Origin of the sequence: Paenibacillus sp. 11B, assembly GCF_030487755.1 — a bacterium.
GTDB classification, from domain to species: domain Bacteria; phylum Bacillota; class Bacilli; order Paenibacillales; family Paenibacillaceae; genus Paenibacillus; species Paenibacillus vandeheii.
On the sequence record NZ_JAUKNS010000009.1, the window covers coordinates 208,930 to 222,739 of the forward strand.

The window sequence follows — 13,810 nt, forward strand, 5'->3', positions numbered from 1 at the left end:
CACCTGATCGGGATTTTGCTTGTTCATTCATGGTTATATTAACCCTTGGAAACCAATTTGAAATCATCAAAATGGAAACCTGGCGCTACAACGCACGTTACCAGTACAGGCTCATCACCGAGGGGACGTGCTGTTTGCCATACTCCGGCTGGAACGAGCACCTGCGGTGATTGCCCAGCAGCAATATCCATACCCAGCACGTGTACTTCTTCATTTCCTGGGTTTTCCCCGTTGCCGCCCAATTTCAATTCAATTGGACTGCCGCTATGCCACAACCAGAGTTCGTCGGACAAAACGGTATGCCATTCCGAAACTTCATGTGAGTGCAGCAGGAAGTACGTCGAACTTGCCGAGAAGCGAGGGCCTGAGTATGTATCCGGCAATACGGATTGCGGAATCTGATACGATGCCTTCCATTCTTCCTTATACCAACCACCTTCAACATGTGGCTGCATATTCAGTGCAGCAACGAGTGGCGATAATTCATGTGTCGTCATATTCTGTTTCCTTCCTTCCAAATCAAATTGGAGACACTCCTATCCAGAGTTTAGCCCCACTCCCCCTACTGTAAAACATGAATAGACTTTTGTCACCTTTACAGCATATATAGGCTTGCCCAAAATCATTCCAATAACAATCACAACCAGCTCTATTCATTTAGCCCGGGTGGCCCCTCATCCAAATGATAGCGTTTACAACAAACTGGATTTTCCGTTATGATATGGATATTAACCGTAGATCAGCTGGCGCAGAGGGGAGACGGGTTATGAGTGTTATAGAAGATCGGATTGGACCCAAATATCGGATTGGCGAGAATTCATTCACCATTGAACACATGAGCAGACACGATGGAAACGCTATGCCACAGCCTCACGCGCATCCTTTTTACGAACTGTACTATCTGCTTGAAGGAGAACGGGTTTATTCCATGAATGGTCAGCTTCTTACCGCCCGCAAAGGTGATTTGATCCTGATCAATCCCCATGATGAACATACAACATCCAAAGGAAACATTCCCGGCTTTGAACGAATTCTGATCGGATTCTCGCCTTCATTTGCCACCGGGATGGAGCTCGGAATATGTGGTCTGCTTCCTTTTGATCGTTCAAGGATGCTGCATTTTCCTGATGCGGAACAAGCCGAGATCGAACGAATGCTGTGGCAGATGCTGCAAGAATGCAAGGAGCGCCGACCTCATTACGAAATCGTGGTGAGAAGCCTGCTCACCCAGGTCCTGATCCTCATCCACCGGGTCGAAGAGCATACTCGGCAGTCCTCTCCGGTTTCGCCTCATCCCATGCAGGATAAAATCAGTGAAATCGTTACTTACGTGAACAATCATTATACCGAGCCCCTTACATTGGAAGAGGCCGCAGCACGATTTTACATCAGTCCATCCTATTTGAGCCGGATGTTCAGCCGTTTTACCGGATTTCGCTTCAGCGAATATTTGCGTGTTACACGGGTTCGGGAGGCACAGAGACGTTTACTGTCCACTCAGGAGCGGGTGCAAATGATAGCGGAGAAGGTTGGATTTGAGCATACAGCCCATTTTAATAAAACGTTTAAACAGGTGACCGGGACTACGCCGCTTCGCTATCGTAAAGAACATCGATAGGTCGTTCCAGCGACTGGCGAATCCGGACGTCTGACATATGACAACCTATCATGACACCGCGCGCCAGAAAATGCCCGCGGTGATAGGCTAATCCGAACCCTTTCTACCTGCGAATCAATACACCACTTCTGACTTCAGGACCCACGGAGATCTGGCGCCCCTCTGTATCTGCATCACTTTCCCGGCATACGATTCCTGCCGATTCATGCCCCGTCACCATCAGAAGTCGACTATCTGCGCCCACACCCTCAATCGCCTCCAGCTCCGCACCCTTACACTGATGCAAATGAATCAACGGTCCTTCAGTAATTTGAGCAGTCATTTCGGCGATTCGCAGATGCTTCGCATGAGCGCACTGCACCCCGTTACGGGCCGCCACCGTATATCCCTGGATGACCAGACCGTCCAAAGGCATCTCCGGCAGGCCACTCACCAACAACGCCGTCTCCGCCCCTGCACAGACCACATCCGAAATTCGAATATCCCGGAACACCGGGGTCTCTTCGCTGACTTCCTGGGACAGATCGCTACCGCGAGCCGAACCCTCCTGATTGGCATAGAAAAAGGAAAACGAGATAGCTTCCATGATGATATTCTTCATATAGATGCGCTCCACCTGAATATCTTCAACGACCCCGCCACGCCCACGTGCGCTTTTGAAGCGAAGCCCAATATCCGTTCCAATAAATGTACAATCCGAGACCCGCACGTGCCGCACGCCACCGGACATCTCACTTCCGATTACAAAGCCGCCATGACCGTGATACACGGTGCAATCCCGAATCGTAATATACTCCGAGGGCAGACTGAGCTCACGGCCTTCAGCATCCTTGCCGGATTTCAGGCAGATCGCATCATCCCCCACATCGAATACACTCTGCTCCACAATGACATGACGGCAGGATTCGATGTCCAGCCCATCCCCATTCTGGGAAAACCATGGATTCCGCACACTCACGTTACGAATTGTAATATGCTCGGATGCCCAAGGATGCAGATTCCATGCCGGCGAATTCTGGAACGTCGGGCCGTCCAATAACACCCGTTTACACTGGCGCAAGCTAACCATGTTGGGACGCAAAAAATCTCTGACTTCTTCATAAGCAGCCAAATCATTCACTTGTTCCAGATGCAGACGATTGGCAATCACATCGCCTTCAAGGGCAGAAGACGAGGGCCACCAAATGGCTTCATCTCCATCAGCATGCTCCACTACACCGCCCGAAGAAACCAGTCGACTCCACTGCGATGCGGTCATCTTGGATCGCTTCACCGGACGCCATGCCTCTCCACCGCCATCCCAAATCCCCTCACCCGTGATCGCAATATCCTCCAGATGCTCACCATCAATGGGCGACTGACACCGCACCGCCTGCCAACCTTCGAAGCTGGACGCAATCAAGGGATATTGGTCGAAATTGCGGCTGAACGTAACCAGAGCACCTGCCTGAACATGAAGCTCAATCCGACTGCGGAGCACAATGGGACCTGTGAGCCAGACGCCCGCCGGGATGACAATCCGACCACCACCCGCTTCTGAACATGCTGCTATAGCCAACCGAAATACCTCCGTATTATCCGTCAAGCCATCCCCTACTGCTCCATAATCCGTAATCTGAAAATCTCGTGTAGGGATGACAGGTAAACTCACTTCATAAGCCTTCATATCGGAACCAATACCTTCTCCTGTACCAAGTGGGGAATAATATGTATTCATCGTTCAGAACATCCTCTCTACCTATAATTGGACCGGACTGTCTTTACTATTGCACGACTTCCTGGTAAGCGCATTCTCGCTCCATCATATCAATGGTGCAGAGCGTAAGGTTGAGCTTTTTTGCCATGTAGGATGAAAAATTTGATGTTATTTGTTTTATAAACAGAGTCATAAAGTAAACATCCCTTTCAGTATACTATATACATCTATTCCAATGGTTGTAAAAGAACTAGGAGAATCGATTCATTTTTCTGTCAGGATTCGTCACAACGACACCAATAATATGACAAATATATAACACAGTTACTGGCTATAGCCCTATAAAACCCATTACTTATGTCATGTTTTATCACAAACCAATTGCCTTTAGCAGGATGAGTATGTATGATTAAATAACTAGTTTCAATTTATTCCTTAATATCCCTTTTCAAACAGACGTTGCAGAAAGGATGGGGTACTCTTGATTGAATTTAGGGGTGTTCAGAAGCATTTCGGTCATTTTCATGTCCTCAAGGATATTCATCTTCACATTGAAGAAGGAGAGGTCGTTGTCATTATCGGCCCTTCCGGCTCAGGCAAAAGCACCTTGCTGCGCTGTATCAACCGTCTGGAAACGATTACCGAAGGTGAACTTGTCGTCAGTGGTGTCCCTTTACATCAGAAAAAGGTGGACATCAACCTCTTCCGCCGTGACATCGGCATGGTATTTCAACACTTCAATCTCTATCCTCACAAAAAAGTCATCGATAACATTACCCTTGCACCCATGAAGGTGCGTAAACAACCCAAAGCACAGGCAGCCTCTACGGCAATGAAGTATCTGACCCGGGTGGGCATTGCCGACAAAGCAGACAGTTATCCTTCCCAGTTGTCCGGTGGACAACAGCAGCGTGTAGCCATTGCAAGAGGTCTCGCCATGGAGCCCAAAATCATGCTTTTTGATGAACCCACCTCTGCGCTGGACCCCGAAATGATCGGGGAAGTTCTGGATGTCATGCGATCGCTCGCCCATAACGGAATGACGATGGTTGTCGTTACACATGAGATGGGATTTGCCCGCGAGGTCGCAGACCGGGTCATCTTCATGGATGAAGGCCGGATTGTGGAAGAAGCCGCCGCCGCTGAATTTTTTGACAACCCGAGAGAAGAACGGGCCAAGCAATTCCTGAGCCGTCTGATTCACCACTGAGAATAATCCATTTTGAAAGGGGTCTTTACCAAATGAAAAATGTATTAAAGTGGCCGTCGTTTATGCTTGTTTTGATTCTATCCCTTGTATTGTCCGGTTGTAGTACCGGAGAGGAAAGCAGCAGCGGTGGTTCTGGTGGAAATACGGAAGCTAAAGGCACGATTGAACAGATTAAAGAGCGCGGCAAGCTCATTGCCGGCGTGAAATACGATACCAAATTGTTCGGTTTGAAAGACCCCGCAAGCGGCGAAGTTGAAGGCTTCGATATTGATATTGCCAAAGCCCTTGCCAAACAGATTCTTGGAGACGAAACGAAGGTAGAACTGAAGGAAGTAACGTCCAAAACGCGCATTCCGATGCTGCAAAACGGCGACATTGATATCATCATCGCTACGATGACGATTACGGATGAACGCAAGGAACAAGTGGATTTCAGCGATGTCTATTTTGAGGCCGGGCAATCCCTGCTTGTGAAAAATGACAGCGCAATTACCGGTCTGGAAAGTCTCGGCGGTGTGAAGGTACTTGCCGTCAAAGGCTCTACTTCTGCACAAAATATTCGCGAAAAGGCCCCGGATGCCGAAGTGCTCGAATATGACAATTACCAGGATGCCTTCACAGCCCTCAAAGCAGGTAAAGGCGAAGCACTGACGACCGATAACATTATCCTGATCGGCATGCAGCAGACCGATAACAACTACAAGCTGGTTGGTGGCAATTTCACCAGTGAACCTTACGGCATGGCGATTCGCAAAGGCGACACGGCCTTCGTCGAAGAAGTAAACAGCCTGCTCAAAAGCATGAAGGACAGCGGTGAATATGATACGTTGCACGAGAAATGGCTGGGCAGCAAGCCCGAGTAACCCCGATTAATGATGATTAAGCAGCGACTTCGCCTGTGATATGCGATGCATGGGCAGAGCGCAGTCGCTGTTGCAACATCTGGAGAACGGAGGCTTCGCCTACATGGGCAAATTGGACTTCAGTATACTGATCAAACACTCGGATCGATTTCTGGAAGGTTTCCTCAATACCATCCAGGTGAGCATCATGGCCCTGATTGGCAGCTTTATTCTTGGGGCAATTATGGCCATCTTTCGCATCTCGCCCATCAAACCACTCAACTGGATCGGCACGGCCTTTGTGGAGTTCATCCGTAACATCCCCCTGCTGCTCGTCGTGTTTTTCTTCTATCTCGGATTGCCTGCAATGGGCATTTCACTGGATGGATTTATCTCGGGTACACTCGGCCTGACGATCTATACAGCCGCCTTCATTGCCGAAGCAATCCGGGCAGGCATTCAGACGGTCCCTCGCGGGCAGCTGGAAGCCGCAAGATCATCGGGTCTGTCCTACGTACAGGCCATGAACCTGGTCATTCTGCCGCAAGCAATCAAAATTGTACTGCCGTCCATTGGCAATCAATTTATCAATCTGGTCAAAAATTCATCCATCCTTGCGGTCGTGGCTGGTATGGATCTGATGTATTTTGCCGATCTGATCAACTCGGATACATTCCTGCCGCTGAGTGTTTACACCATTGTTGCCCTGTTCTACCTGGTGTTGACCTTACCGCTCAGCTTCCTGGTTCACTATATGGAGCGAAGGTTCGGACAAAGTGATGCTGACGCCAGCCGCACCAAAGGCAAACCGAAAAAGACCAAACCAACGGGTCAGGTCACCTTGTAACACTCAAACTATTTCTCTCTGTGTTCAGCACACCCGTTCAAGCTGTATCTCTACTCTAATATGTTATGCAATCACTGTTCCAAATATTTACATTTTATGTCCGCACACAGAAGGAGGCTGATGAATCATGGACTTTAGCGGGGCCTACGCCTGGCCCAACCTTCGTTTCCTGCTGCACGGATTCCTGATTACCTTGCAAGTGGCAGGGTTGTCGATTGTATTCAGCTTTGTACTCGGCACGGTGCTCGGTACCGTTCGATACACCCGAATTCCGGTCCTGTCACAGATTGTGGCTGTTATCGTGGATACGATCCGGAATCTGCCGCTGCTGCTGATCATTTTCTTCATCCATATCGTACTGCCCCAGCTGGGGATCAAAATGTCCGTCTTCTGGTCCACGGTTGTTGGACTGAGTCTGTTCGAAGGTGCCATGATCGCAGAGATTGTCCGCAGCGGCCTCAAATCGATTGAACGCGGTCAGGTCGAAGCAGCCCGCTCCTCGGGCCTGAGCTATATGCAGACACTCGGCGGCATCATCATGCCCCAGGCTTTGCGGCGCATGTCACCACCGATGGTGAGCCAGTTCATCTCCTTGTTGAAGGATACGTCACTGGCGATCATCATCTCCCTGCCAGAGCTGATGCACAATGTGCAGATTCTCGGAGGTCAGAGCTTCGATTACGTCATCCCTGCCCTGCTGCTCGCAGCCGTATTGTACTTTGTTATTAACTACACGCTGTCCATTGTGGCGCGACGACTTGAAGCACGAATGACTTAATGATCGGAAGAAATAAGGCATGAAGGAATATAAATCATGAAGGAACTTTCGCCTCATCGTTGATTAGATATGAAGGTAATAGACATGAGGAAATAATCAAATTAACGAAAAGAATGAAAGTGTCCAAAAAAACTCCCAATCCAAGTATCAGTGGATTGGGAGTTTTTTTGGACCTACAGTTATGCTCATAAATTCACGAACTTCCCACCCATTTCTAACGAACTGAGGGAAGCTTATCTAGCCATTTTTGAGACCGTTTCTAATCTAACGAATCGTAGACGCTCTATTCCTCCGATTCCCCCGCTATTACCCGCTAATTCAGTGTTTTGAGTAAAATAGCTTCACTGAGATTCGTTACATTTTTTATTTCAGCTTATATCCCCAAATTAGACGTCTCAGGTTCGTTAAAATTTTCGACCCAGCGATTAAATAAACACCCGCACCACTCCCACTACTTCGCCCACAATCAGCTCATCCTTAGATCGCCGCTCCGTTACGGCGTAGTTCCTTTTGTAGCACCGCTATCGGCAGCTCCAACGGATCTAGCTTCATCTGCACAGCTAAAGCAGCGGCTGTTCCCGCGGCTTGCCCTGTAGCCATGCAGCTTGGAGTCAGCCTTGTCGTTGCATGAGCTTCGTGTGTGGTGGAAAGGCAGCGCCCTGCCGCCAGCAGATTGCGGATATTGCGGGAGATCAGACAGCGGTACGGAATATCGTATGCTCCATCTCCTTCGATAAAGGCCGCTACGACACCCTGACCCGAGGGATCATGGATATCAATCGGATAGCCGCTTCTGGCAATTACATCGTCAAATTTTCGCCCTGCAACCACATCCGCCTTGGTCAACGCATAATGCCCGATGATTCGTCTGGATTCACGGATACCGATCTGCGGCGCTACCGCTGAGATGGAGGCCCGTTCGAATCCAGGCACATCGCGCTGCAAAAACGCTGCGATCATCAGCACCTGCTTCCTGCCTTCCTGTTCAGCAGAGGTCAGATCCTCTGCATCCGTCGCATCGAGTCCCTGCACCCGGGTACAGTTAATCAATACTTCATCTTCAGCCGGTCCGGTAAAAAACAATACCTGATCACGATTAATTGGCACACCCGCTTTTTTCCATTGGGAATAGAAGCCACTCACCCCGGTTAACGGGATACTGTCCAGCTCAGCGAACGGGGTCTTGGCATAGAAATCTTCGGGGTGCTCCTGCATGTATTGCTTCACTCGTCCAAGGTCCACACCACGCATACGGAACTTCATCGTCATCGGCTGTGACTGGTTGTCCTCATCCCGTCCCTTTGCAACAGCAGCGCCAGCAAGATAAGCCGCATCCGCATCACCGCTGGTATCCACGATTACGTGCGCTTGGAGCTCCATTCGACCGGACTTGTTCGTCAGACGTACCGCCTCCATCCGATCATTCACAACAACCACTTCATCCACGAAGCTGTGCAATAACAACCGGACACCTGCCTCTTGCAGCATATCCGCTGCCACGACTTGATAAATAGCCGGGTGGTAAGGCGTGACGGTATGTACAAACCCAACCGTATCACGCAGATGGCCCGGGGAACCGCCATGCGCCTGCAGCCGATCTACGATCTCCTGGGCGATGCCCCGAATCACCTGTTCACCACTCTCCGTATGAAAGGTCATCCAAGGGTAGACCATGGCGGCGGTCGACATCCCGCCAACGAAACCGTACCGTTCCACTAGCACCGTCCGCACACCCTGCCGTCCAGCAGCAATGGCAGCCGCTATGCCCGCCGGACCCCCTCCCACAATAACCACATCCGCATCTTCCTTTTTCAACCTCATCCGTTCACTCAAGTGTTATCACTCCTTCCGTTCTATTGCACGGGTTACTCTTTCAGTCCCGTCATGGCCACTCCCTCAATGAATCGCCGTTGTGCCAGGAAAAAGACAATTAGCAGTGGCAGGGTCGCCATGACGGTGGCGCTCATGAGATATTGCCAGGCGGTACCCACTTCATCCGTGAACAGGGATAACCCAAGCGGCAGCGTCATCAGTTCACGCGAGTTAATGAAAATCAACGGATCAAAAAACTCATTCCAGATCGTCACAAAAGTGAAGATCGTCAGCGTAGCCATACCGGGCTTGGCAATTGGCAGCATAATTCGCGCATAGATCCGGAATCGGTTACAGCCATCAATCATCGCCGCTTCCTCCAGCTCCGTCGGTACTGTAATGAAGAACTGCCGCATCACAAAGATGCCAAACACGCCGCCAGCCCCAAAGATCGGCAGTAAAATCAGCGGAAGATGTGTATCAATCCACCCCAGCTGCCGCATGAACAGAAACATGGGGATTGCCGTCACCTCATGAGGAATCATCATCGCACTCAGCAGGATAAGAAATACCACATTCCGTCCCTTGAACGGAATTTTGGCAAATGCGTACCCGGCGAGAGATGCAAAGAATACCGTACCCACCACAACCACAGCAGCAATATATACACTGTTAAAATAAAAACGATGGAACGGAATCAACCGAAAGACATCGATGTAGTTCTGAAACCGGAACGTATCCGGTATCCACTGCGGTGGATAGGTGAATATGCTATGAGGCTCCTTGAATGACGTCGATATCATCCAGATAAATGGAACAATCATGATCAGCGAGATCAGTGTGAGCAATAAGTACGTACCAAGGGCACTACCTGTCTTGCGAAATGAAGAACTAGGCATCGCCTTCATTGAATACCCACCTCTTTCGAAGCTGCCATTGCAGCAGCGTCAGGATTAGCACGATAAAGAAAAGTACATAAGCAAGCGAAGAGGCGTAGCCGAACTGAAATAACTTGAATGCTTTTTCCCAGATATAATAGACCAATACCTTTGTGCTGTTGCTCGGCCCGCCCTGTGTCATGACGTAGATCTGTCCAAACACCTTGAGCGAGCCAATTACGGTCATCACCATGGTTAGAAACACCGTTGGTGTAATCATGGGCAGCGTGACGTGAAAGAAGGTCCCCCTTCTGCCCGCTCCGTCCAGTGTTGCCGCTTCGTACAGTGAACGCGGTACCTGCTGAATGGCTGCAATGAACAGTACCATATTCAGACCCACATTTTTCAGTACACTCGTCACGATAACGGCAGGCATCGCCAGATCCTGATTGTAGAGCCAGGCCGGGCCTTTGATGCCCATCATCAACAGAAGCTGATTGATTAGTCCCGACTCAGTTGCATACATCAGCTTCCACACGATGGACCATACAATCAGCGAGGTCATGACCGGAACGAAGATGGCTGTGCGGAAAATCCCGATGCCGCGCAAACTTCTGGATAGCAGCAATGCGAGCAGAAGGGCGAGCACAATATTGAGCGGCACAAGCCCAGCCGTGAAATAGACCGTATTGGCAAGCACCTTCCAGAACATGGCGTCTGTCATCACATTCCGGTAATTTTCCAGTCCAATAAAATGATGATCACCCAGCAGCGGCCAGTCGGTCAGGCTCATGTATAGCGCCAAACCCATGGGAAACAGCAGCAGCAGGGTAAACCCGAGCACCATTGGTGATACGAACAGCCACCCCGCGATCTGGGCCTCTCTGGCGAGCGGACCTCTTCCTGTACGCTTGCGTGAATGGGTCACAGTCAGGCCCCCTTTTTATCAAATTTCTTCCCTGAAACTGAACTCAGTGACGATTCTATATAAGTTGACCTATACATATACACAAGAACGTAGAGAACAGAAAAACCTGAAGAAGCGAAGTGTTCGCCTTTATCCCCGGATTTCCCCTTTATAAAAGGATTCAAAAAAATCTGGGGATAACAGCGATCGGAAGGTTGTTCTGGTATCGGAGTGGCAAGTGTAAATATTATTTAGTTCAATTTATATAGTCTGGACGGTTCAGATTGTCCACTGCATTGCGGAAGCCGTTCACAGCCCTTCGCAGCTGTTCCTCCGCTCTGCCTGTTACAACCGCTCCAAGCATGATCGCCTTGACCCCGGTATCGTGTAGCACCCGAACGTCTTCCGGCACCAGCTTACGCTGGGAAGGAACCAATACCGGAATCTGGGCCTGCAAGACCAGACGGCGATACTTGAGCACATCCGCGAAGCTTAGGGGTGTACCATATTCACTCCCGGGCACAATGGATGCCTCCAGGGCGGTGAAGCCGTAATGAGCCGCCGACGTGACGAGGGAAGGTTCAAATTCGTCATTGATCGCAAACGTTGGGTCCAGCCCCAAGTCATCCAGCATGAAGGACGGCAAGTGATGTGCATAGATGGAATAGAAGTCCAAACCCAGCCCCGAAAGGCGCTCCACATCCTCCCGCCTTGCTCCATCAATACTGCCGGACGGTACAACGCCCAGCGGAACGCCAAACTCACTGCGGATCGCCCGGAATACCTCGACATAATTATCCAGTGGACCAAATTGATTTCCGCTGGCGCGATGACCGACATTATAATGCACCTTCAGTGCATCAGCTCCCTCTTCGATTGCTGCACGGGCCAAAGACAGATCGTTCTCGGGCAAGCTGACCACTAGTGACAGCGATTTCCGATCAAGCAATTCCTTGAATTTGCCCATCATCCTCACCCTCCAGTTTCTATAAAAGATTTATTGTTGCAGTACGCTTTGGACCTCTTCCTGCATTTGTTTCAGATTATCCTCGGGTTTCGCTGAACGGGCGAACAGGCGGTCAAATCCCTGCAACACCGCATTGTCGATATCCTGCCAACGGATATGGCCGGGAATCAGGCGCGCTTTTGGCATTTCATCAATTACCGCCTGCACAATATGCTCCTTGCTTGGATTATTCGGCTGATTAATGAACACATCGGAGTTCAGAACAGAGGTCCGTGGAGGCACAAAGTAGGTGGCCGTCGCCTGAATACCCTGCTCACTGGCGAAATACTTCAACAGCTTCTTGGTTTCTTCCGGATGTTTGCTGTCGTTGAACATGGCATATCCAGCCTGCCCCAGCATCGGTACACTGCCCTGTGAGCCGGAAGGCATAGGAGCGATACTCCATTCAAAATCCGTAATCTCCCTTGCTTTGGAGACATAGCTGTAGTTATCGAAGAACATGCCCACATTACCAGCATCGAAGCTGACCTGCTCGCCCGCTTTCGGATGCGATTCATCGGTGAACATCATTCGCTCCAGCAGTTCAAAGGTCTGTACGCCATAGGCGTCGTTCCAGGTGAACTTCGTCATGCCTTCGTCGAATGGACCGCTTCCATTAGACCAGGAATAGGAGGAAAGCACCGCCCATGTCTTCCAATCGCGAAAAAAGTTGGCGCCATAGATTCGGTTGGTCGCCTCCTTGCTCGTGATCGCCTTGGCAGACTCCTCAAACTGTTCCCACGTCCATTGTCCTTGAGCGGCTAGTGTATTGGGATTGGTCAGGCCGGCTTTGTCGAACAGCGTTTTATTGTAGAACATGACTACCGGAGGTGTGGAAAAAGGCAGCCCCAGCAGCTGATCGCCGTCCCGGAACAAATCCAGTGTACTTGGAATATAATCATCCAGCTTAAACTGTGCATCATCCTTGAATTCGGATACATCGGCCAGAATGTGATTGGATTTGAATTGTGGCACCATCCGCTCCGACACCCAGGCAATATCCGGGAGGGAGCCCCCAGCGGCAAGCACAGATATTTTTTGTTGGTATTCCGCAAATGGCACGGATTCCATCGTTACCTTGATGCCTGGATTTTCCTTCGTGAAGCCATCGATCAGCTTGTTGTATACATCCATATGTGCCTGATTGCCCCACATCATGAACTTCAGCTCAACCTCTCCATCCTCTGAGACTCCATTTTCAGGATCTGTGCCTGAACTGGAGCTTGTGCATCCGATCAAAGTAAAAATCATGAATGCGAGCATAAGCATCAGTGCTGCTTTTTTCATGAAAATCCCCCTTAAGGCTTAGTGGTATAGATGTGCAACCAAAGTATAACGAAGGTATCGACCGCCCATAAATCACGTCAATTACAGAAATGGTATGGTTTTTCAAGACGTTGGAATAAATAGCCTGCGCCCGGCTATTCCTTCTCGTTGCTTTCCCGTCCAGCCATGCTGAATCGGTCACGATATTCGCCTGCTGTCCATCCCACCTGCTGCTTGAATACCAGCATGAAGTGCTTGGGACTCTGATGCCCGGATAACCGCGCTACGTCATAGATTTTGAGTCCCGTGTTGATCAGCAGCCACTTGGCCCGCTCCATGCGGGCCTCGGAGATGTATTCGGAGTAATTGGTTCCTGTTTCATTCTTGAACAGCTGACTTAGATAGGTGGGGTTCAGATTAACAAGTGCTGCTATCGTCTGAAGTCGCAGATCGCCATCGGGGTGCTGCTTGATGTGCTCTTTCACATCTCGGATAATCTTCCGCGTATCTCCGCCAGCGTGCTCCTCTTTGCCAGATGACTCAGTGATTGGAAGGGTTGAAATGCCATACCTGCGATCCAGCAGTAATTGAATTTTTTGGATGCATAATGCCAGTTCATGACGTTCAATCGGCTTCAGCAGATAGTTCAGTACCCCGTACTCCATCGCCCTGCGTGCATATTCAAACTCCCCATAGCCGCTAATGATGATCATCAGCAGTTCAGGGTACATATCTCTCGCTTTGGATACCAATGTCAATCCGTCCATTTCACGCATGCGAATATCCGTGATTAACACATCCGGCACTTCACATCTCAGAAAATCCAGTGCCTCGGCTCCGCTCGAAGCTTCCCCTGTTACCTGAAACTGAGGAGCCGCCTGTACAATCAGCTCTCTCAGTCCCTGACGGATAACCGTCTCATCCTCCACCAGCAATACTTTATACATGCG

General features: G+C 49.9%; 13 protein-coding genes. 5 read left to right on the forward strand and 8 right to left on the reverse strand.

The annotated features are described in order from the left end of the window. Nucleotides 1-38: 38 nt before the first annotated feature. Nucleotides 39-497: a cupin domain-containing protein gene (locus Q0V21_RS29925; protein ID WP_301882027.1), complete on the reverse strand. Its 459-nt coding sequence runs from the start codon at nt 495-497 to the stop codon at nt 39-41. A gap of 269 nt (nt 498-766) precedes the next feature. Between Q0V21_RS29925 and Q0V21_RS29930 the strand changes: the two genes are divergently transcribed. Beyond that, nucleotides 767-1,618, forward strand: coding sequence for a helix-turn-helix transcriptional regulator (locus Q0V21_RS29930; protein WP_301882029.1), 852 nt, complete (start codon nt 767-769; stop codon nt 1,616-1,618). A gap of 103 nt (nt 1,619-1,721) precedes the next feature. On the opposite strand, the gene Q0V21_RS29935 is transcribed toward Q0V21_RS29930, so the two are convergent. Next, nucleotides 1,722-3,335, reverse strand: coding sequence for a glycoside hydrolase family 28 protein (locus Q0V21_RS29935; protein WP_301882030.1), 1,614 nt, complete (start codon nt 3,333-3,335; stop codon nt 1,722-1,724). A gap of 460 nt (nt 3,336-3,795) precedes the next feature. Between Q0V21_RS29935 and Q0V21_RS29940 the strand changes: the two genes are divergently transcribed. From Q0V21_RS29940 to Q0V21_RS29955, 4 genes are all read left to right on the forward strand, one after another. Continuing rightward, the gene (locus Q0V21_RS29940) at nt 3,796-4,524 is read left to right on the forward strand and encodes an amino acid ABC transporter ATP-binding protein (protein WP_024632303.1); all 729 of its coding nucleotides are present in this window, start codon (nt 3,796-3,798) and stop codon (nt 4,522-4,524) included. Nucleotides 4,525-4,556: 32 nt separating this feature from the next. After that, the gene (locus Q0V21_RS29945) at nt 4,557-5,387 is read left to right on the forward strand and encodes a transporter substrate-binding domain-containing protein (protein WP_301882033.1); all 831 of its coding nucleotides are present in this window, start codon (nt 4,557-4,559) and stop codon (nt 5,385-5,387) included. Nucleotides 5,388-5,490: 103 nt separating this feature from the next. After that, nucleotides 5,491-6,213, forward strand: coding sequence for an amino acid ABC transporter permease (locus Q0V21_RS29950; protein ID WP_094939313.1), 723 nt, complete (start codon nt 5,491-5,493; stop codon nt 6,211-6,213). Between the two features lie 127 nt (nt 6,214-6,340). Next, nucleotides 6,341-6,991: an amino acid ABC transporter permease gene (locus Q0V21_RS29955; protein WP_063566273.1), complete on the forward strand. Its 651-nt coding sequence runs from the start codon at nt 6,341-6,343 to the stop codon at nt 6,989-6,991. A gap of 477 nt (nt 6,992-7,468) precedes the next feature. Here Q0V21_RS29955 and Q0V21_RS29960 read toward each other — a convergent pair whose 3' ends face one another. The 6 genes from Q0V21_RS29960 to Q0V21_RS29985 all read right to left on the reverse strand — a co-directional run bounded on the left by Q0V21_RS29960 (nt 7,469) and on the right by Q0V21_RS29985 (nt 13,807). Continuing rightward, nucleotides 7,469-8,824 (reverse strand): FAD-dependent oxidoreductase, encoded by a 1,356-nt coding sequence (locus tag Q0V21_RS29960; protein WP_483312392.1) that lies wholly within the window; start codon nt 8,822-8,824, stop codon nt 7,469-7,471. 32 nt (nt 8,825-8,856) lie between these two features. Continuing rightward, on the reverse strand, nt 8,857-9,702 hold the full coding sequence (locus Q0V21_RS29965; RefSeq protein WP_079348902.1) for a carbohydrate ABC transporter permease: 846 nt from the start codon (nt 9,700-9,702) through the stop codon (nt 8,857-8,859). Then, entirely contained in the window at nt 9,695-10,609 is a 915-nt protein-coding gene (locus tag Q0V21_RS29970) for a carbohydrate ABC transporter permease (RefSeq protein WP_079348631.1), read from the reverse strand. Before Q0V21_RS29970 ends, Q0V21_RS29965 begins: the two co-directional genes overlap by 8 nt. 235 nt (nt 10,610-10,844) lie before the next feature. Next, the gene (locus Q0V21_RS29975; RefSeq protein WP_079348629.1) at nt 10,845-11,558 is read right to left on the reverse strand and encodes a beta/alpha barrel domain-containing protein; all 714 of its coding nucleotides are present in this window, start codon (nt 11,556-11,558) and stop codon (nt 10,845-10,847) included. Between the two features lie 27 nt (nt 11,559-11,585). Beyond that, nucleotides 11,586-12,881, reverse strand: a complete 1,296-nt coding sequence (locus tag Q0V21_RS29980) for an ABC transporter substrate-binding protein (protein WP_079348626.1) — start codon at nt 12,879-12,881, stop codon at nt 11,586-11,588. 134 nt (nt 12,882-13,015) lie between these two features. Next, the gene (locus Q0V21_RS29985) at nt 13,016-13,807 is read right to left on the reverse strand and encodes a response regulator transcription factor (RefSeq protein ID WP_079348623.1); all 792 of its coding nucleotides are present in this window, start codon (nt 13,805-13,807) and stop codon (nt 13,016-13,018) included. Nucleotides 13,808-13,810 lie beyond the last annotated feature (3 nt).